The organism is Escherichia sp. MOD1-EC6162, from assembly GCF_002965125.1.
In the GTDB taxonomy this organism is placed as follows: Bacteria; Pseudomonadota; Gammaproteobacteria; order Enterobacterales; family Enterobacteriaceae; genus Escherichia; species Escherichia marmotae.
Genome location: NZ_PTSB01000024.1, coordinates 1 through 19,051, shown reverse-complemented (window position 1 = coordinate 19,051; position 19,051 = coordinate 1). Strand labels below are relative to the sequence as shown.

Genomic DNA, 19,051 nt, shown 5'->3' with positions numbered 1-19,051 from the left:
CTTCCAGATAAATGCCCCGAAATATCGGGGCTGATGATTACCATTGATAACTCACGAAAATTTTTCCGTTACGACCATCCTGCGGGATACCCTGCGGTGACCAGTACTCTTTATCGAAGGCGTTGCCCAGTACCAGAGTGGTGGTCATGCCTTTGAGCGCCTGCTGTCCTTGATAACTAACGTAGAAATCATTCACGCCGTAGCCTGGTTGTTTGCTGTAACTGCTGCTGACATGTGTTGAGCGATCGGCAAACGTACCAACCCAGCCGACAGAGAAGCCACTGTGGGCGATCGGAATATTCAGGGTGCTGGTAACGGTATCCGGGTTAATGCTGGAGATATATTCTCCGGTATCGGTGTCTTTGCCGCGGGTACGGTTATAGGCCACATCAAGGCTAAACAGGTCAGTGGTATATTTCGTCATTACATCCCAACCCCAGATTTTGGCGTTCGGGACGTTATAAGACATGGTTGTCGCCGCCGCGAAATCGACGGTTGTGGAGATGTAATCCTTCGCTTTGGTATCAAAGTAGCTGGCTTTAAATTCCAGGGCATCATTGGACAACATCAGGTCATCAAAACGCAGCCCAAAGCCGTATTCCTGAGTTTCGTTGGTTTCCGGACGTAAGTTCGGGTTCGGCACCCAATAGTTGGTATAGAAGCGACCAATCGAGAAGTGCTTAGAATCGTTGTACATTTCACCCATCGTCGGCGCGCGGAATGCCTGGGCATACGAACCAAATAACATTAGCCAGTTGGTCGGGTTGATAGTCATCCCCGCGCGAGACGACCATTTGTCGGCATCAACATCTTTGTAACCATCACTGCTGCCGCGATAGCTGTCATAGCGGGTTCCGCCGAGCAGGGTAATCGGCAGATCGCGTAAGGTGATCTCATCCTGTAGCCAGCCGGAGCTGAAATCGATTTTCGCTTGCGGGAAGCCCGTTGTCGCACCGCCCGGATGCTGTTCCTGACGATAATACTCACCGCCATATGTCAGCAGGTGAGAAGCAAAACTATCGGCAAACAGCGTGGAACGGTTCTCCAGTTTGGCACCTTTTGTTGTCTGTTCACGATATTCGCCGGAACTCCCCGTGTTCTGGGCATTAATACGGACTTCCGACCAGTAAACTTTTGCATCGGCATTTAACCAGTCGTTGCCCACTGGCGCGAATTTATAAGCAAGTTGCGCATCACGTTGAATCGTTGAACGATCAACCATCGGATTACTGCTGTCAGAAGCTTCAACGGTCTGCGGATTTTTTGGTTCGCGCGCGTCGTTATTGTAATAACGCACTAATCCACTCAGAGCCTGGGCAGAATCAATTTGCCAGGTCCCTTTCGCCAACATGTTATTAATGGCCTCATCATTCGGCGCGGTTTCGCCATTGCTCTGGCGTAAATCACCACGATCGCGGCTGGACCAGGCCACAATACCATCCAGATTTTCCGTTCGCCCAAAAGCACTCGCGCCTAACCCCAGGCTATGATCTCCCGTGCCGCCAGTGCCAAAGACACGAAAACCGCTGCTTTGTCCTTCCTGCAATAAATCTTTTGCATCGACCGTATCGTAGGAGATAACCCCTCCCAATGCGCCACTGCCATACAGTAATGCCAAAGGTCCACGGACAATCTCAACACGTTTGATCAGCGCCGGATCGAGGAAAGTCCCATTCAGGTGCCCGGTATCGGTTCCCTGACGAACACCATCAACAAGGATCAACACGCCGCGATGGTCATAGCCACGCATATTCACATCCTGTCCATTTGTACGCCCAGTACCATCAAGGGTAATCCCTGGAACATGACGCAGTAGATCGGTGGCTGACGTAGCCGTTTGGTTTTCAGGGGCGGAAGTGTCGATAACGCTGACCATCATTGGCGCTTCGAAGGAACTGCGTGCATTCCCTGTTGCCGTAACGGTCATGGTTTCAGTAGCAAAAGCAATCGTCGGCAAGCTGGCAGAAACAGCCAAAGCCAACAAACTCAAGCGCAACGAGGTAAATTGCGGACGTGACATAGCGATTCTCCATGAGGAAAATAAAAAATGCTGGCTGCCTGGGTAAAAACCGGGGTGGCTGGCGAAAAATAAATTTATTTGTGATTCAACGCGATAGTATTAGCCGGGTGAGTTAATTGGCGTTTATATCCCGTGAAATTACCTGGTATTTCTGACCATTGCGCAAAAGCACGCCCTCTTTGTCAGGCAAAGTGGTACACCACGTCTGAAGTGAAGAGTGCTGTGCGTTATCCTTCGCAAAAGCTATGAATTTGTTATCCATATAGTCATATTTTGTTAAAACCAAGCGTGATAATGAGAATTATTATCGATCAATTTTTTATGATCAAGCTTTTTTTTAACCGCTATTAGCACAATAAACAGGGGGTTATGAAATCTATCTTGTCTCCTGGAAACCATCCTGTTCTTGTGGTAATTCCTCACGGCGTCATCACGAAGCTTTGTCGTTAACGGCAATAATTTCCCCATCTCTTCGCTCTGTAAGCCGCAATATCCCTGAGATCTCCGCTTTTTCCCGCCCTGAAATTTAGTCGGCAACAATAACGTTAGCTGACGAAGCATCTTGATAAAAATCAAAAATAAATACGCTTGTAACACCTTGTGTATTGAATCGATGGTTGTGTTTCATATATAACTCAAATGATAATCATGATCATTCTCAATTTGATACGAGTTCTCATATGATGCCAAGGATCACCAACAGGCTGTTTCTTTTTTCCCCACTAACGTTATGTATTTCAGTTATGGCCTCCACCGCGAAGACCACTGTAAAACGTATCCCCATGAAAAAACTGTTTACGGCAGTGTTGGCACTTAGTTGGGCCTTTAGTGCAACGGCTGCCGAACGCATTGTGGTCGCAGGAGGATCACTGACGGAGCTGATCTACGCGATGGGCGCTGGCGACCGCGTGGTTGGTGTCGATGAAACGACATCTTATCCACCAGAAACCGCCAAACTGCCGCATATTGGCTACTGGAAACAGCTAAGCAGCGAAGGCATTTTGTCACTTCGCCCGGATAGCGTAATTACCTGGCAGGATGCAGGACCGCAAATTGTGCTCGACCAGCTACGGGCGCAAAAGGTCAATGTCGTCACTCTGCCGCGTGTACCCGCCACCCTTGAGCAGATGTACGCCAACATTCATCAACTGGCAAAAACGTTACAGGTTCCTGAACAAGGTGACGCGCTGGTGACACAAATCAATCAACGCCTGGAGCGAGTACAGCAAAGCGTGGCGGCAAAAAAAGCCCCGGTTAAAGCGATGTTTATTCTCTCTGCTGGCGGCAGTGCGCCACAGGTTGCCGGTAAAGGCAGCGTCGCAGACGCCATTTTGTCGCTTGCCGGAGCAGAAAACGTCGCTACCCACCAGCAATACAAAAGCTACAGCGCGGAATCGCTGATTGCGGCTAACCCTGAAGTGATTGTCGTAACCTCACAAATGGTCGATGGCGATATTAATCGTCTGCGTTCTATTGCCGGAATTACCCACACTGCCGCCTGGAAGAACCAGCGTATTATCACCGTTGATCAAAACCTGATTCTGGGAATGGGCCCGCGTATTGCTGATGTCGTTGAGTCGTTACACCAGCAACTTTGGCCGCAATAAATGGATTTGAATCAGACATATGAATACGAATACTACGTTAGATCTCAAGCCACATTTTGCTTTAGACGGTGCGCAGCCATTTAAAGACAGACGCGCCATGATGCCATTTCGCGGGGCTATTCCGGTCGCCAAAGAGCAACTGGCGCAAACCTGGCAAGCGATGATCAACCAAACAGCAGCACCACGTAAACGACTGGTTTATCTGCACATTCCATTTTGTGCGACACACTGCACGTTTTGCGGTTTTTATCAGAATCGTTTTAATGAAGATGCGTGTGCTCATTATACCAACGCCCTGATTCGAGAAATCGAACTGGAGTCAGACAACGTATTGCATCAGTCCGCGCCCATCCATGCGGTCTATTTCGGTGGCGGTACGCCTTCCGCGCTTTCGGCACGCGATTTGGCCAGAATCATCACCACATTACGAGAAAAGCTGCCATTGGCACCTGATTGCGAAATCACGATTGAAGGCCGGGTGCTGAATTTTGACGCTGACCGAATCGACGCTTGCCTTGATGCGGGAGCAAACCGCTTCTCGATTGGCATTCAGTCATTTAACAGCAAAATCCGCAAGAAGATGGCACGCACCTCAGATGGCCCAACTGCCATTGCGTTTATGGAAAGCCTGGTCAAACGCGACCGTGCTGCGGTGGTCTGCGACCTGCTGTTTGGCCTGCCTGGTCAGGATGCACAAACCTGGGGAGAAGATCTGGCTATTGCCCGTGATATCGGCCTCGACGGCGTCGATCTCTATGCGCTCAACGTCCTTCCCAACACGCCGCTGGGCAAAGCCGTGGAAAACGGGCGCACTACCGTGCCCTCTCCGGCAGAACGTCGCGATCTTTACCTGCAAGGATGTGATTTTATGGAAGACGCGGGCTGGCGCTGCATCAGTAACAGCCACTGGGGCCGCACCACACGCGAACGCAATCTCTATAACTTGCTGATTAAGCAAGGTGCCGATTGTCTGGCCTTTGGTTCCGGCGCAGGCGGTTCGATTAATGGTTACTCCTGGATGAACGAACGCAATCTTCAGACCTGGCATGAATCCGTCGCGGCAGGCAAAAAACCGTTGATGATGCTCATGCGTAACGCCGAACGTAACGCGCAGTGGCGTCATACCTTGCAGTCGGGTATTGAAACGGCGCGTGTACCGCTGGACGAACTTACGCCACATGCCGAAAAACTCGCACCGTTACTGGCTCAGTGGCACCAAAAAGGCTTAAGCCGCGATGCTTCAACTTGCCTGCGGTTGACCAATGAAGGTCGTTTCTGGGCAAGCAACATTTTGCAGTCTCTTAATGAGCTAATTCAGATACTTAATGCGCCAGCGATTGCGCTTGAAAAACCATAACAGGAGTGACTTATGAGCCATGTCTCGTTACAGGAATTTTTGAAAACGGAGCCAGACGGTACGCTGGAGGCTATTGCCGAACAATACAATACCTCACTGCTGGAAGTGGTGAAAAACCTCCCCTCCCCGACAATCGTGCCAGGCGATAAATTCGATACTGTCTGGGATACCGTCTGCGAATGGGGCAAGGTCACCACGCTGGTGCATACCGCTGATGTGATCCTCGAATTTAGCGGCGAACTACCTTCCGGTTTCCATCGCCACGGCTATTTCAACCTGCGCGGAAAACAGGGCATGTCCGGGCATATCAAAGCAGAAAACTGCACGCATATTGCCTTGATCGAACGTAAATTTATGGGCATGGATACCGCCTCTATTCTCTTTTTCAATAAAGAAGGCAACGCCATGCTGAAAATTTTCCTCGGTCGGGATGAGCATCGTCAGCTCCTGAGTGAACAAGTCAGCGCCTTCCATACTCTGGCGGCATCTCTGAAGGAACACGCCTGATGACGCCCTGGCTACTCTTTGGCGCAGGCGGAAAGGGGGTTGGAGCCAGAACGCTCGAACTGGCACTGGCGGAACAACGTCCGGTCGTCGCTGTCGTTCGTCATGCCGATGCCGCCACGAGGCTGGCGCAACAAGGCGTACAGGTTTTTACTGGTGACGCTTGTGACGCCAGCATAGTCGCAGCCGCCTGTCGCGCTGCGGGTCCGGATGCGCTTGTCATCTCATCAATGGGTGGCACACAGGATTATCTGGCGCACAGAACAGTGATTGATGAAGCCGAAAAAGCAGACATCAGACGCATGATTCTGGTGACTTCTTTGGGATGCGGCGATAGCTGGCCGTTCTTATCGGAGCGGGCAAAAGCCGCGTTTGGTCAGGCGGTACGGGAAAAAACACTGGCGGAAAGCTGGCTACAAACCAGCCGGCTTGACTACGCCATTCTCCGCCCTGGCGGACTGCTTGACGGCGCAGCAACAGGCAAAGCACAACGGATACAAAATCAGGAGTGTCATGGTTTTGTCCACCGTGCCGATGTTGCCGCACACATTCATGAACTGGCAAACGCGCCAGCACTCAATAAGCAGATCTACAGTCTGATTGAACCGGGCCTGAAACCGGCGTAATCCCATGCGGCGCAGGCTCTCCGCGCCGCAACGTCATAACGGAGTTTTACGTGCTCAAGGATTCATTTTCTTCCGCCAGTGTCTTTATGGGGCTATCACTATTATTGCTTGCCCTGGTGCTGTTCGGTGCCAGTCAGGGAGCGTTAAAAATCAGCTTTAGCGCCCTTCTTGATGAGGAATACCGCGATATCTGGCTGAATATTCGCCTGCCACGCGTTTTACTGGCAGTGCTGGTAGGCGCAGCGTTGGCAACCGCTGGGGTAATTATGCAGGGGCTTTTTCGCAACCCCATGGCTGACCCAGGATTGCTCGGCGTCAGTAGCGGTTCAGCATTAATGGTTGGCGTGGCAATTGTCCTGCCCTTTTCCTTCCCTGTGGTGCTGGTGCTCTATGAGCAAATGGTGTTTGCCATCGCCGGAAGTTTAGTGGTCTGCACCGTCATTTTTCTCATCACACAGCGCCATCGCGATGGCAGCATGATGCAATTGTTACTCGCCGGGATCGCCATCAACGCCCTGTGCGGTGCGGCGATCGGCATACTGAGCTATATAGGCGATGAGCAGCAGCTACGACAACTCACGTTGTGGATGATGGGCAATCTCGGTCAGGCGCAATGGCCGACATTATTGGTCGCCAGTTCATTCATTCTGCCAGCCATTATGGCAACAACCTGTCTCGCCGGGACGCTGAATTTGCTGCAACTTGGTGATGAAGAAGCCCATTACCTCGGCGTGAACGTAAAGCGCAAACGCCAACAATTACTGTTGATTAGCTCGCTGCTGGTTGGTGCTGCGGTATCGGTAAGCGGCATTATCGGTTTTATTGGCCTGGTGATCCCGCATCTGATTCGCATGACGACCGGGGCGAATCACCGCTGGCTAATCCCTTGCTCTGCCCTCGCCGGAGCCTGTTTGTTACTGATGGCAGACACACTTGCCCGCACGCTGGTACAGCCAGCAGAAATGCCCGTAGGATTATTAACCAGTCTGCTTGGTGGGCCTTATTTTATGTGGTTGATTCTGCGTAACCGGAGGATCGCATGATCAGCGCCAAAAACCTGGTTTATAGCCTTCATGGGCGACGTCTGACTGACAATGTCTCGCTGACTTTTCCCGGCGGAGAAATTGTTGCCATTCTCGGCCCTAACGGTGCGGGAAAATCCACGCTGCTTCGCCAGCTAACCGGCTATCTTCAACCTGATAGCGGCGAATGCCGGTTATTTAATAAGCCATTAAATGAATGGTCAATTACCGAACTGGCGAAACACCGGGCCGTGATGCGTCAGAATAGCCATATGGCGTTTCCATTCAGCGTACAAGAAGTGATCCAGATGGGGCGACATCCTTATCGTACCGGTAATCAGGGTGATGAAACGGCACAAATACTGGCGTTATGTGACTGTCAGTCGTTAGCTAACCGCGACTACCGGCAATTATCCGGCGGCGAACAACAGCGTGTGCAATTGGCTCGCCTGCTGGTGCAACTCTGGGAAGCAATACCCTCGCCAAAATGGTTATTTCTTGATGAACCAACTTCGGCGTTGGATATTCACCATCAACAACATCTATTTCGTTTATTACGTCAGTTAGTTCGAGAACGGCAATTTAACGTCTGCTGCGTATTGCACGATCTTAATCTTGCTGCCCGTTATGCTGACCGTGTCGTATTAATGCAAAAAGGCAGAGTTGTCGCAAATGGCAAACCGCAAGATGTGTTGACGCAGCAGGCGCTAACTACGCTCTACGGCGCGGATATTACAGTATTAAGCGATCCCGCTAATCATTCGCCACTGATCGTCCTCGATCATTAAATACGACGGGAGTGCCAGTCTGGTACTCCTGTCGAATTAACTATTATGAACATCAGCTAATTGAAACACCTTTCACCCCTGCCATTCCTTTTAGTAATCGCAACAGGTCTTCTATCGGCGTCGTAGCATGAAGCTGGATATCAATAGCAACCACCTCATGATCTTCATTTTCCTGCAACGAAACTAAATCTGTTTTTATTTTTTTCTGCTTAAACCAGTCGAGCATCGACACTGTATTACCGTTCACCAACGTAAGCTGCAAATGATAATTTTTGCTCATCAGGCGGAAGGTTAATTGATGGAAGACTTCCAGCACCAATAAGGTCATTACAGAACCGTAAATCCCCAGTTCATACATGCCGCTGCCAATCACCATACCGATCGCTGCTGTTACCCAAATATCCGCAGCGGTAGTTAAACCGACAATATTTTGATTACGAACGAGGATGTTCCCCGCGCCGATAAACCCGACGCCAGTGACGACCTGAGCGGCAATACGGCTGGGATCAAGCCCGACATGGTCGAACGCCAGCACATCAGCAAAACCATATTTCGACACAATCATAAACAGCGCACTGCCCATACCAATCAAGACATGGGTACGTAAACCAGCACCTTTGCCGCGTATTTGCCTTTCTATGCCAATAGCACCACAAACAATTGCGGCCAGGATCAAACGAATAATGAATTCGCTAGTCATATAAAAACGCAAAAAGGAGCAGCAAGATGGCTCAACTTGCTACTCCTTTTTGCTTTATTCCTGTTAATTCGGCAGGACATTTGCCAATTTATCTTTGAAGGTATACAAATTTTTCTGCGGATTTTTCTTACAGTATTCAATCACTTTAGGGATCTGAGTCAGGTCAGTTTCGTTTAAGGTTACAGTATCACCGCCTTTATAAACTGTTTCTTCATGCAGCATCCACCATGCAACAGGTGTCATTGCTTTTGGATTCAGGTCAATAAATTCCTGACAAGTCATATCCTTAGCAGATTCATTAGCAGCCAGTGCAGATTGCGCATTCACCAGTGACAGAGCTGCTACAGCGCCAACAAAAACAATGGCTTTACGTAGAGATGAAATATTCATTTTACAACCCATTCAATAAATAATTTACATATGAACAGGAGGATCACCTGCTTTTAACGCAAGGTATTCCGGCCTGTTCAATATTTAAGGAAATACGATGTAACGCATTCCCTTAATTACATATCTTTCTTGATTTTGTCCCATTCGCCTTTAACTTTATCTTTAAAGCTGGCTTTTTTATCCTGGGTACAAGCCTGAACGATAGCAGGCGTTACGGTTGCAATACCCTGAACATCTAAAACCGCATCTTCTGGTTTGTCTTTATTATTCAGAGCCTCAGCAAAACCGACTGCAGTCGGCTGGAAGGATTCGTCTACAGCCAGGAAATCTTCACAGGTCCAGGAGTTGACCGGTTTTTTATTGTCGGCTGCTTTTTGCGCATCGGCTGCATTGCTCACTACAGGCAGAAGAAGCAGACCACCTAGAATAACGCCTAATACTTTTTTCATCGTAATATCCTCAACTATAAAGTGAAAGAGCCGTCACGAATCAATTTCGACATTGAGGTTATAACCTGGTTTTCTGGGTATGTCATGTTGAGACAAAATATCAAAATCAGATATTTTTATTATAATACAATAGGTTACATAGTCATCAAGCACAGTAATTAGGAAATTTTTATTAAATCAACTGCATTCTCTGATGCATTTTTGGCATAGATTGATAGCAGGGGTTTTCCTTCTTAAATTTATAGGGTGGTTCTATGTTATATATAGATAAGGCAACAATTTTAAAATTTGATCTGGAGATGCTTAAAAAGCACCGCAGAGCGATCCAGTTTATTGCCGTGCTGCTGTTTATCGTCGGTTTGTTATGTATCAGTTTCCCGTTTGTTTCTGGCGACATTCTAAGCACAGTCGTTGGCGTATTATTAATCTGTTCGGGTATTGCGCTTATTGTTGGATTATTCAGCAACCGCAGTCATAATTTCTGGCCTGTATTATCGGGTTTCCTCGTGGCGATAGCCTATTTATTGATCGGCTATTTCTTCATCCGTGCACCAGAACTGGGGATTTTCGCCATTGCGGCGTTTATTGCAGGATTGTTCTGTGTCGCAGGGGTTATTCGCCTGATGAGTTGGTATCGCCAGCGCTCAATGAAAGGCAGTTGGTTACAACTCGTTATTGGCGTGCTGGATATCGTCATTGCCTGGATCTTCCTTGGCGCAACGCCAATGGTTTCTGTGACATTGGTGTCAACCCTGGTAGGGATCGAACTGATATTTAGCGCTGCCAGCCTGTTCAGCTTTGCTAGTTTGTTCGTAAAAAATAATAACTAGCAGACCTATCTCTGCTCCATTTTTTAGCCTGGATCATAGTTACGTATAATGACTATGATCCTGGCAATATTCACATCACCGCATTACTCCTTTGATAAATTACGTACTATTGTTGAAATAACTATCACACAACGATTAAACCAACCATTTGAAAATTTTATATTTTTCTTTATTTTGCAGCAAATTAGCCATTTCAAACATTATCATGGCTGATATTTTTCGTTGTCAGGTTTAATGTTTTAGAAGTGCTGTGAGAAAGTGAACTGAAGGTTCCATAAACGTCGATACTATGGGTACAGTCTGGGGTTTGTTTTTGCACTATCAATGCACTAAAAGAAAGCTGGCAATCCAATTGCCAGCTTAAATAGAAACAAGGAGACTCAATATTTAAATCGGATTACGCTTTAACTTTAGTAATATTCTTCAGAGATCACAAACGGATAAATTATAACTTATTCTTGGGTAGATTCCTGCAAACTGTTAATATTCTGTTTACTAATCACAAATTGATAACAACCAGGAATATTACCTAGGATCAATATATGGAGTACGTAATGGATAAATCTGAAGTTTTGATTAGTGTTAATAGACGTATTAGTTCACGAAGGGCAAAGTTCTTATAGGCGTTTACTATATTGAACACCATATTCGGACATGGATGTAAATAATGAAAAGGACAACATGTTCGAAACGATAACGGCTAAGGAGCAAGTTATGATTTTTCTCATGACGAAGGATTCTTTTCTTTTACAGGGCTTTTTGCAGTTGAAAGATAATCACGAAATGATAAAAATCAACTCCCTGTCAGAGATAAAAAGCATAGGCAACAAACCATTCAAGGTGATCATTGATACCTATCATAATCATATCCTTGATGAAGAAGCGATTAAGTTTCTTGAGAAATTAGATGCCGAAAGAATCATTGTTCTGGCACCTTATCACATCAGTAAACTTAAAAGTCAGTCACCTATTTATTTTATCAGCCGCAAAGAAAGCATTAACACTCTGCTTGATATTACCTATGGAAAACACTTGCCCCATAAGAATTCTCAATTATGTTTCTCGCATAATCAATTCAAAATCATGCAACTGATTCTGAAAAATAAAAATGAAAGTAATATCACGTCAACACTGAATATTTCTCAACAAACATTAAAGATCCAGAAATTCAATATCATGTACAAGCTGAAACTTAGACGTATGAGCGACATCGTGACTCTGGGGATCTCTTCTTATTTCTAAATAAGGAGTCGATGTGGCCCAGCGATAATTGCCTGAAATTAATGGCTGGCATGACGAGGGATGCAAATGCTGACTCCATTACTCCCGGTGATAACCAAAGGAGAAGCAAAAACGAGCTTATTCCCCTGGTATGTGTATCCACCAGTAGAAACCTTCGTTGCCCGGATGCAGGCAGAGACTGTCGGCAGAACGGCAACATTTTTTTTGCCATTCGCGTCACTATATTGGTCGCTCTGCCTACATGCTCCCTCGCTGGCTTACAACCCCATGGCTTGCATTATGCCGCTGGTCTGTAAATCCCTCATACCTCTCCCCGCGCGTAATTCAAAGAACCGTTATTTCTCACGAATTTTCAGGGACTAAAATGAACAGAAAAAGAAAACTGTTAATACCGTTGTTATTCTGCGGCGCGATGCTCACCGCCTGCGATGACAAATCGGCGGAAAATGCCGCCGCTATGACGCCTGAAGTGGGGGTAGTGACGCTCTCCCCCGGTTCGGTCAATGTGATGAGCGAACTGCCCGGCAGAACCGTTCCTTATGAAGTTGCCGAGATACGCCCCCAGGTGGGTGGCATTATCATTAAACGCAACTTTATCGAGGGTGATAAGGTCAACCAGGGGGATTCACTTTATCAGATTGACCCTGCTCCATTGCAGGCAGAGCTGAACTCCGCGAAAGGTTCGCTGGCGAAAGCCCTCTCCACCGCCAGCAATGCCCGCATCACCTTCAATCGCCAGGCATCGTTGCTGAAAACCAACTATGTCAGCCGCCAGGATTACGACACCGCGCGCACCCAACTGAATGAAGCGGAAGCCAATGTCGCCGTCGCCAAAGCGGCTGTTGAGCAGGCAACCATCAATCTGCAATACGCTAATGTCACCTCGCCCATTACTGGCGTCAGCGGAAAATCGTCGGTGACCGTCGGCGCATTAGTCACCGCTAATCAGGGAGACTCTCTGGTAACCGTGCAGCGTCTGGACCCGATTTATGTCGACCTCACCCAATCAGTGCAGGATTTTTTGCGCATGAAAGAGGAAGTCGCCAGTGGGCAAATCAAACAGGTTCAGGGCAGTACGCCAGTGCAGCTTAACCTGGAAAATGGCAAACGTTACAGCCAGACCGGCACGCTGAAATTCTCCGACCCGACAGTGGATGAAACCACCGGCTCCGTCACGTTGCGTGCAATTTTCCCCAACCCGAATGGTGACTTGCTGCCTGGTATGTACGTCACGGCTTTAGTGGATGAAGGTAGTCGGCAGAATGTGTTGTTAGTACCGCAAGAAGGCGTTACCCATAACTCCCAGGGCAAAGCAACGGCGCTCATTCTGGATAAAGACGATGTTGTACAGTTACGCGAAATTGACGCAACCAAAGCCATCGGAAATCAGTGGGTTGTTACCTCTGGTTTGCAAGCTGGCGATCGGGTGATCGTTTCCGGTTTGCAACGCATTCATCCAGGTATCAAAGCACGCGCAATTTCCTCCAGCCAGGAAAACGCCAGCACCGAATCGAAACAGTAACGTTGCAGGCTTAAGGGGACTTTCATGGCTAACTATTTTATTGATCGCCCGGTTTTTGCCTGGGTACTTGCCATTATTATGATGCTCGCGGGTGGGCTGGCGATCATGAACCTACCGGTTGCGCAGTATCCGCAGATTGCGCCGCCGACCATCACCATCAGCGCTACCTATCCGGGGGCTGATGCGCAAACGGTAGAAGACTCGGTCACTCAAGTGATCGAACAAAATATGAATGGGCTGGATGGCCTGATGTATATGTCATCAACCAGCGATGCGGCAGGCAATGCTTCCATCACCCTGACCTTTGAAACGGGAACATCGCCCGATATTGCGCAGGTTCAGGTGCAGAATAAACTGCAACTCGCGATGCCTTCGTTACCAGAAGCGGTGCAGCAACAAGGGATCAGCGTTAATAAGTCGAGCAGCAACATCCTGATGGTAGCGGCGTTTATTTCTGATAACGGTAGTCTCAACCAATACGATATCGCGGACTATGTGGCTTCTAACCTCCAGGATCCACTAAGCCGTACCGCGGGCGTCGGTAGCGTGCAGCTCTTTGGGTCAGAGTACGCCATGCGTATCTGGCTGGACCCACAAAAACTCAATAAATACAGTCTCGTTCCTTCTGATGTTATTTCCCAAATCAAGGTACAGAACAACCAGATTTCCGGTGGTCAACTGGGGGGGATGCCACAGGCGGCAGACCAGCAACTGAACGCCTCAATCATTGTGCAGACGCGTCTACAAACGCCGGAAGAATTTGGCAAAATCCTGCTGAAAGTGCAGCAAGATGGTTCGCAAGTATTGCTGCGCGACGTTGCCCGCATCGAGTTGGGAGCAGAAGATTATTCCACTGTGGCGCGTTATAACGGCAAACCTGCTGCCGGGATTGCTATCAAGCTGGCTGCCGGAGCGAATGCCCTTGATACCTCGCGGGCGGTAAAAGCGGAGTTAAACCGATTATCAGCCTATTTCCCCGCCAGCCTGAAAACGGTTTACCCTTACGACACCACACCATTTATCAAAATTTCAATTCAGGAAGTTTTCAAAACGCTGGTTGAAGCTATCATCCTCGTCTTCCTGGTCATGTATCTGTTTTTACAAAATATTCGCGCTACGATTATCCCAACTATCGCCGTGCCGGTCGTTATTCTCGGCACATTTGCGATTTTGTCGGCGGTCGGTTTTACCATCAACACCCTCACCATGTTTGGGATGGTGTTAGCTATAGGGCTTTTGGTGGATGATGCCATCGTGGTGGTAGAAAACGTTGAACGCGTGATAGCGGAAGATAAACTGCCACCGAAAGAAGCGACGCATAAATCGATGGGGCAAATCCAGCGTGCGCTGGTCGGGATTGCCGTTGTTCTTTCTGCGGTATTTATGCCGATGGCCTTTATGAGCGGCGCAACCGGGGAAATTTATCGCCAGTTCTCCATTACGCTGATCTCCTCTATGTTGCTTTCGGTGTTTGTGGCAATGAGTCTGACCCCAGCCCTTTGCGCCACCATTTTGAAAGCCACACCGGAAGGCGGTCACAAACCGAACGCCTTGTTCGAACGCTTCAACCATCTGTTTGAGAAATCGACTCAGCACTATACCGACAGTACCCGCTCACTGTTGCGCTGCACTGGTCGCTATATGGTGGTATACCTGCTGATTTGTGCTGGGATGGCGGTGCTGTTCCTGCGTACACCGACCTCTTTCTTACCGGAAGAGGATCAGGGGGTATTTATGACCACGGCGCAGTTACCGTCAGGTTCCACAATGGTTAACACCACTAAAGTGCTGCAACAAGTAACCGATTACTATCTGACAAAAGAGAAAAATAATGTCCAGTCGGTGTTTACCGTTGGCGGCTTCGGCTTTAGCGGCCAGGGGCAAAACAACGGTCTGGCATTTATCAGCCTGAAACCGTGGTCTGAACGCGTCGGTGAGGAAAACTCGGTGACCGCAATCATTCAGCGGGCGATGGTGGCTCTGAGCAGTATCAATAAAGCGGTGATTTTCCCGTTCAACTTACCTGCGGTAGCGGAGCTGGGTACAGCATCAGGTTTTGATATGGAACTACTGGACAACGGCAACCTGGGGCACGAAAAGCTGACTCAGGCGAGAAACGAGTTGCTGTCACTGGCAGCACAATCGCCTGACCAGGTAACGGCGGTTCGCCCGAACGGCCTGGAAGATACGCCAATGTTCAAAGTGAACGTCAACGCCGCGAAAGCCGAAGCGATGGGCGTGGAGCTGTCTGATATCAACCAGACCCTCTCTACCGCCTTCGGCAGTAGCTACGTGAACGACTTCCTCAACCAGGGGCGTGTGAAAAAAGTGTATGTCCAGGCAGGAACACCGTTCCGTATGCTGCCGGACAACATCAACCAGTGGTATGTACGCAACGCCTCCGGCACGATGGCACCGCTTTCCGCTTATTCTTCAACAGAATGGACCTACGGTTCGCCGCGACTGGAACGCTACAACGGCATTCCGTCGATGGAGATTTTAGGGGAGGCCGCTGCTGGAAAAAGTACCGGTGACGCGATGAAGTTTATGGCAGAACTGGTGGCTAAACTTCCGGCGGGCGTCGGCTACTCCTGGACTGGGCTGTCGTATCAGGAAGCGTTATCGTCCAACCAGGCACCCGCGCTGTATGCCATTTCACTGGTCGTGGTGTTCCTCGCCCTCGCCGCGTTGTATGAAAGCTGGTCAATTCCATTCTCGGTGATGTTGGTTGTTCCGTTGGGCGTTATTGGCGCATTACTGGCAACTGACCTGCGCGGCCTGAGCAATGACGTCTACTTCCAGGTCGGTTTGCTGACCACCATCGGGCTTTCAGCCAAGAACGCCATCCTGATCGTCGAATTTGCGGTTGAGATGATGCAGAAAGAAGGGAAGACACCGGTAGAGGCGATTATCGAAGCGGCGCGGATGCGTTTACGCCCGATCCTGATGACCTCTCTGGCCTTTATTCTTGGCGTACTGCCACTGGTTATCAGTCATGGCGCAGGTTCCGGCGCACAAAATGCGGTCGGTACAGGCGTTATGGGGGGGATGTTTGCAGCAACCGTGCTGGCGATTTACTTCGTTCCCGTCTTTTTCGTCGTTGTGGAACATCTCTTTGCCCGCTTTAAAAAAGCGTAACGTATGAATGAGAGTAAGGCTGAACGTGAATGTTCTGCCTTACTCTTTCCTGACAACCATTCACTACTCAACAACCAGCTAACCATCAGGAATACCAGACTTAGCAAACAGCATTGAAAGTAGAAACCACTCCAGCCATTGGTCATCAACTTGAACAGTACGACACAAACCAGCATTCCCGTAATTATATGAATAATCAGCTTAATAACTCCAAACATGCTGCACCTTTTCCTCCTGAAAATACTAATATCCGTTTGCGAACTGCCAAAGAGAACTTGCCGGTGCCCCCGGCAAATATGGATGGGAAAAGATTTTTACATGAAGCGTAAAGCAGATCCTGACCGACTTTCGAATGATAGATGAAGTCAGGAAAAAGTCCCTGTTGACTGTTGCGCAAACTGGTGTGGTGTTACGCCATAATACTGGCGGAAAGTGTTAATAAAGTACGACGTACTGCTATAGCCACATTTTTCTGCGATCATCGGTAGCGGGAATTGTCGTAACTCGAGCAATTGTCTGGCCATCGACATTCGCGAGGCCAGTAATATTTTACTAAAGCAGGTGTTTTCATCCTGTAGCTTCTTTTTGATTAGGCTTTCACTGGTATACATCTTTTCTGCGATATCACGCAGATACCAGCGTCTGGCAATATCAAAGCTAATAATGCGTTCAACTTTTCCTGCAATGGTACTAATACTATTAAAAAGGAATGGAATCAGCTCTTTATTTCGTGAAAACATCGAAAGGCAGGAGAAATAGAGCATATTATTTAATGTCGTTGAAGCAATGTCCTCTTTAGTAAAACTATCGAATATTGCTGTAACCAACGGCATCGGTGGGGTCATGTTAACTAACAGCTTTTTTTTATTGTGCAATCCTAAACACCGGAACGGTGGACGGACATTGTGTAAGTAATGAGTAATTATTCGTTCATCAATATCCAGCCTGCGGACATTTGATTCATTAAAGTCAAAACTCTCCGCCATATTTTTTTCTATCAGTAGAATACTATCTTTATACAAAGATAGTTTTTGCTGCTCATGGTATATATCAAATGAGCGACAGGTGAGGATCACCGAACAAACATGTGCCATGACAAGCCCTTATATTCCATTACCACGAACATTACAATTTCAGTATACAAATGAAATGATGAATGATTCACTCCGTGAGCCAAAACTGCCAAAATTGGTAGGACCAAAAGCTAGCCATAGCGCAGTGTACATAACAGCTAATTACTAATAAGTAAATGCGTCAGCAATATATTTTAAGAAAGCGTATAGCTTATGTTTATAAAAAAATGGCTGATATTATCGACAATTAAAGTTATATTTTATTTACTGAGAGCACAAAGTTTCCCGTGTCAACAAGGAGCGTTATAACGGTTTATTAGTCTGGAGACGGCAGACTATCCTCTTCCCGGTCCCCTATGCCGGGTTTTTTTTATGTCTGAGTAAAGAATCAGAGTCTTATCCCTTCAGCATGGCGTTCAGAACTGTAAAAATTTCCCTGCCCAACAAAACTTGCTATCGGGTCACCATTCAGTATTCCCTGCGCTATTCGCTCCTGATACTCTGTCGGCGTCATACCATAATAGTTTCGAAAGACATAAATAAAATACGACGCACTGTTATAACCGCAGGATACGGCTACTCGTTTTATTGGAAAACCATGAACAACAATCAGTTGCAACGCCCGCTGCATTCTACATTCAGTCAGTAACTGTGAATACGATGTCTCTTCTTCACGCAATTTTTTCTTTAACAAACTCGGACTCACCAATAACTCACTGGCAATCTGTGCTAATGACCATTCATGAGCAATATTATTATTGATGACCGTGCAAACCCGCGTTCGCATATTCGGTCGCAAAATATTCATAAGCAGTGGTATAAACTGTTTATCTTCAAGAAAAATAGACAATAACGCAAATGTTAATGCTCTTTTACGTAATATCTCACCATAGCGGAGATCTTGATTTTGCGAAAGATGTACAACTTCCTGAAAAACAGGGATCTCTCTGGAACAATGATGAACAACTAACGAAGGAGCTTTTTTATAGGTATAAAGATTTAGCGTCTCCTCCTTGAGCATCGGGAGAAATAGTGAAAGTGTGTCCTTCGTGACTAATACGACGTTACCTACACACTTATCAATCAAGATCTGGCTTGCATCCGCAAAAACCACATCACCGCCATTAAAGCAGCGATATTCACCATTCAACATAGTGAGAATAAATTTATGTTTTGCGTACGCAATTAAACAATTCCCATATTGTGATTGCATAGTTGACTTAATATAACATAAATATATTACTGATTATTAATGTAGCACGCCGCCATCTTAAGTCAAATTTATTGGCAAATAAATTTAAACAATTTTGACAGGGGAATTGATTAAATGTGAAGGAAAATTGTGTAAGAGCATTGAATTTATAATAAAAAAATCGAAAGTACCAACGTAAGGAGATTAATACAAAACAAATGATCTACTGGCGTCATTTTGTTTGATTTTAGAAAGATTTATATTAGATACAACTTAACAACGCCATGAATACAAAATCAATATAATATTAATATTGCGCTAATGAACGTATGCCCCGGTTTTCAAACCGGGGCAAAGATTATTATAACGCCCTGTTATCAGGTATGTTTAAAGCTGTTCTGCTGGGCAATACCCTGCAGTTTCGGGTGATCGCTGAGGTATTTCAGGGAGGCTTTGTAGTCTTTCAGCAACAGTTCAGCGAAGTCCATTTCGAAGCCACGACGACACATAATACGCATCACCACGATGTCAGTGGCTTCACCGCCAAGGGTGAAGGCTGGAACCTGCCAGCCGCGCAGGCGCAGACGTTCA

The 19,051-nt window shown here is 47.4% G+C and carries 17 protein-coding genes and 1 pseudogene; 11 read left to right on the top strand and 7 right to left on the bottom strand.

Features of this window, described 5'->3' with window-relative positions; genetic code table 11:
• Nucleotides 1-37: 37 nt before the first annotated feature.
• The gene (gene chuA, locus A9587_RS17970; RefSeq protein WP_336595932.1) at nucleotides 38-1,927 is read right to left on the bottom strand and encodes a TonB-dependent heme/hemoglobin receptor ChuA/ShuA; all 1,890 of its coding nucleotides are present in this window, start codon (nucleotides 1,925-1,927) and stop codon (nucleotides 38-40) included.
• Between the two features lie 776 nt (nucleotides 1,928-2,703).
• Here chuA and shuT point away from each other — a divergent pair.
• From shuT to A9587_RS17935, 6 genes are read left to right on the top strand one after another with little or no spacing between them, the layout of a single operon-like run.
• Nucleotides 2,704-3,627 carry a heme ABC transporter substrate-binding protein ShuT gene (gene shuT / locus A9587_RS17960; RefSeq protein WP_010381027.1) on the top strand — a complete coding sequence of 308 codons (924 nt, stop codon included), beginning with the start codon at nucleotides 2,704-2,706 and terminating at the stop codon, nucleotides 3,625-3,627.
• Between the two features lie 19 nt (nucleotides 3,628-3,646).
• On the top strand, nucleotides 3,647-4,984 hold the full coding sequence (gene hutW / locus A9587_RS17955; RefSeq protein ID WP_001517291.1) for a heme anaerobic degradation radical SAM methyltransferase ChuW/HutW: 1,338 nt from the start codon (nucleotides 3,647-3,649) through the stop codon (nucleotides 4,982-4,984).
• A 12-nt stretch (nucleotides 4,985-4,996) separates the two neighbouring features.
• Complete coding sequence (hutX, locus tag A9587_RS17950) at nucleotides 4,997-5,491, top strand: heme utilization cystosolic carrier protein HutX (RefSeq protein WP_001517292.1); 495 nt, start codon at nucleotides 4,997-4,999, stop codon at nucleotides 5,489-5,491.
• The gene (chuY, locus tag A9587_RS17945) at nucleotides 5,491-6,114 is read left to right on the top strand and encodes an anaerobilin reductase (protein ID WP_105263317.1); all 624 of its coding nucleotides are present in this window, start codon (nucleotides 5,491-5,493) and stop codon (nucleotides 6,112-6,114) included. The genes hutX and chuY overlap by 1 nt, the downstream gene beginning before the upstream one ends.
• A gap of 50 nt (nucleotides 6,115-6,164) precedes the next feature.
• Nucleotides 6,165-7,157 (top strand): heme ABC transporter permease ShuU/ChuU, encoded by a 993-nt coding sequence (gene shuU / locus A9587_RS17940; protein WP_000910396.1) that lies wholly within the window; start codon nucleotides 6,165-6,167, stop codon nucleotides 7,155-7,157.
• The gene (locus A9587_RS17935) at nucleotides 7,154-7,924 is read left to right on the top strand and encodes a heme ABC transporter ATP-binding protein (RefSeq protein WP_001517293.1); all 771 of its coding nucleotides are present in this window, start codon (nucleotides 7,154-7,156) and stop codon (nucleotides 7,922-7,924) included. The genes shuU and A9587_RS17935 overlap by 4 nt, the downstream gene beginning before the upstream one ends.
• 52 nt (nucleotides 7,925-7,976) lie before the next feature.
• On the opposite strand, the gene A9587_RS17930 is transcribed toward A9587_RS17935, so the two are convergent.
• The 3 genes from A9587_RS17930 to hdeA all read right to left on the bottom strand — a co-directional run bounded on the left by A9587_RS17930 (nucleotide 7,977) and on the right by hdeA (nucleotide 9,463).
• Nucleotides 7,977-8,624, bottom strand: coding sequence for an MgtC/SapB family protein (locus A9587_RS17930; RefSeq protein ID WP_010381017.1), 648 nt, complete (start codon nucleotides 8,622-8,624; stop codon nucleotides 7,977-7,979).
• A 63-nt stretch (nucleotides 8,625-8,687) separates the two neighbouring features.
• On the bottom strand, nucleotides 8,688-9,014 hold the full coding sequence (gene hdeB, locus A9587_RS17925; RefSeq protein WP_001517295.1) for an acid-activated periplasmic chaperone HdeB: 327 nt from the start codon (nucleotides 9,012-9,014) through the stop codon (nucleotides 8,688-8,690).
• Nucleotides 9,015-9,130: 116 nt separating this feature from the next.
• Nucleotides 9,131-9,463 (bottom strand): acid-activated periplasmic chaperone HdeA, encoded by a 333-nt coding sequence (gene hdeA, locus A9587_RS17920; RefSeq protein ID WP_000756548.1) that lies wholly within the window; start codon nucleotides 9,461-9,463, stop codon nucleotides 9,131-9,133.
• Between the two features lie 254 nt (nucleotides 9,464-9,717).
• On the opposite strand from hdeA, the gene hdeD reads away from it, so the two are divergent.
• From hdeD to A9587_RS24500, 5 genes are all read left to right on the top strand, one after another.
• Complete coding sequence (gene hdeD / locus A9587_RS17915; RefSeq protein ID WP_000965682.1) at nucleotides 9,718-10,293, top strand: acid-resistance protein HdeD; 576 nt, start codon at nucleotides 9,718-9,720, stop codon at nucleotides 10,291-10,293.
• Between the two features lie 714 nt (nucleotides 10,294-11,007).
• A complete protein-coding gene (gene gadE, locus A9587_RS17910; RefSeq protein ID WP_000576682.1) occupies nucleotides 11,008-11,535 on the top strand; it encodes an acid resistance transcriptional activator GadE in 528 nt (175 codons plus the stop codon).
• 412 nt (nucleotides 11,536-11,947) lie between these two features.
• Entirely contained in the window at nucleotides 11,948-13,057 is a 1,110-nt protein-coding gene (gene mdtE, locus A9587_RS17900) for a multidrug transporter subunit MdtE (protein WP_306173773.1), read from the top strand.
• Nucleotides 13,058-13,081: 24 nt separating this feature from the next.
• Nucleotides 13,082-16,195, top strand: coding sequence for a multidrug efflux pump RND permease MdtF (mdtF, locus tag A9587_RS17895; RefSeq protein WP_000024856.1), 3,114 nt, complete (start codon nucleotides 13,082-13,084; stop codon nucleotides 16,193-16,195).
• A gap of 113 nt (nucleotides 16,196-16,308) precedes the next feature.
• Nucleotides 16,309-16,524, top strand: coding sequence for a hypothetical protein (locus A9587_RS24500; protein WP_032141470.1), 216 nt, complete (start codon nucleotides 16,309-16,311; stop codon nucleotides 16,522-16,524).
• A 36-nt stretch (nucleotides 16,525-16,560) separates the two neighbouring features.
• Here the strand turns inward: A9587_RS24500 and gadW are convergent, their stop codons facing one another.
• The 3 genes and pseudogenes from gadW to A9587_RS17875 all read right to left on the bottom strand — a co-directional run.
• Nucleotides 16,561-17,289 carry an acid resistance transcriptional activator GadW gene (gene gadW / locus A9587_RS17885; RefSeq protein ID WP_000951549.1) on the bottom strand — a complete coding sequence of 243 codons (729 nt, stop codon included), beginning with the start codon at nucleotides 17,287-17,289 and terminating at the stop codon, nucleotides 16,561-16,563.
• A 367-nt stretch (nucleotides 17,290-17,656) separates the two neighbouring features.
• Nucleotides 17,657-18,481 (bottom strand): DNA-binding transcriptional regulator GadX, encoded by an 825-nt coding sequence (gene gadX, locus A9587_RS17880; RefSeq protein WP_001191824.1) that lies wholly within the window; start codon nucleotides 18,479-18,481, stop codon nucleotides 17,657-17,659.
• Between the two features lie 356 nt (nucleotides 18,482-18,837).
• Nucleotides 18,838-19,051: pseudogene (locus tag A9587_RS17875) on the bottom strand (glutamate decarboxylase); the annotation flags it as partial.

What these genes read in the sequence shown, in the direction of transcription:
- gadE (WP_000576682.1), top strand. Translation starts at nt 11,008, where the DNA reads ATGATTTTTCTCATGACGAAGGATTCTTTTCTTTTACAGGGCTTTTTG.
- mdtF (WP_000024856.1), top strand. Translation starts at nt 13,082, where the DNA reads ATGGCTAACTATTTTATTGATCGCCCGGTTTTTGCCTGGGTACTTGCC.
- hdeD (WP_000965682.1), top strand. Translation starts at nt 9,718, where the DNA reads ATGTTATATATAGATAAGGCAACAATTTTAAAATTTGATCTGGAGATG.
- hdeB (WP_001517295.1), bottom strand. Translation starts at nt 9,014, where the DNA reads ATGAATATTTCATCTCTACGTAAAGCCATTGTTTTTGTTGGCGCTGTA.
- A9587_RS17935 (WP_001517293.1), top strand. Translation starts at nt 7,154, where the DNA reads ATGATCAGCGCCAAAAACCTGGTTTATAGCCTTCATGGGCGACGTCTG.
- A9587_RS17930 (WP_010381017.1), bottom strand. Translation starts at nt 8,624, where the DNA reads ATGACTAGCGAATTCATTATTCGTTTGATCCTGGCCGCAATTGTTTGT.
- shuT (WP_010381027.1), top strand. Translation starts at nt 2,704, where the DNA reads ATGCCAAGGATCACCAACAGGCTGTTTCTTTTTTCCCCACTAACGTTA.
- gadW (WP_000951549.1), bottom strand. Translation starts at nt 17,289, where the DNA reads ATGGCACATGTTTGTTCGGTGATCCTCACCTGTCGCTCATTTGATATA.
- mdtE (WP_306173773.1), top strand. Translation starts at nt 11,948, where the DNA reads ATGCTCACCGCCTGCGATGACAAATCGGCGGAAAATGCCGCCGCTATG.
- hutW (WP_001517291.1), top strand. Translation starts at nt 3,647, where the DNA reads ATGAATACGAATACTACGTTAGATCTCAAGCCACATTTTGCTTTAGAC.
- gadX (WP_001191824.1), bottom strand. Translation starts at nt 18,481, where the DNA reads ATGCAATCACAATATGGGAATTGTTTAATTGCGTACGCAAAACATAAA.
- hdeA (WP_000756548.1), bottom strand. Translation starts at nt 9,463, where the DNA reads ATGAAAAAAGTATTAGGCGTTATTCTAGGTGGTCTGCTTCTTCTGCCT.
- hutX (WP_001517292.1), top strand. Translation starts at nt 4,997, where the DNA reads ATGAGCCATGTCTCGTTACAGGAATTTTTGAAAACGGAGCCAGACGGT.
- chuY (WP_105263317.1), top strand. Translation starts at nt 5,491, where the DNA reads ATGACGCCCTGGCTACTCTTTGGCGCAGGCGGAAAGGGGGTTGGAGCC.
- chuA (WP_336595932.1), bottom strand. Translation starts at nt 1,927, where the DNA reads ATGACCGTTACGGCAACAGGGAATGCACGCAGTTCCTTCGAAGCGCCA.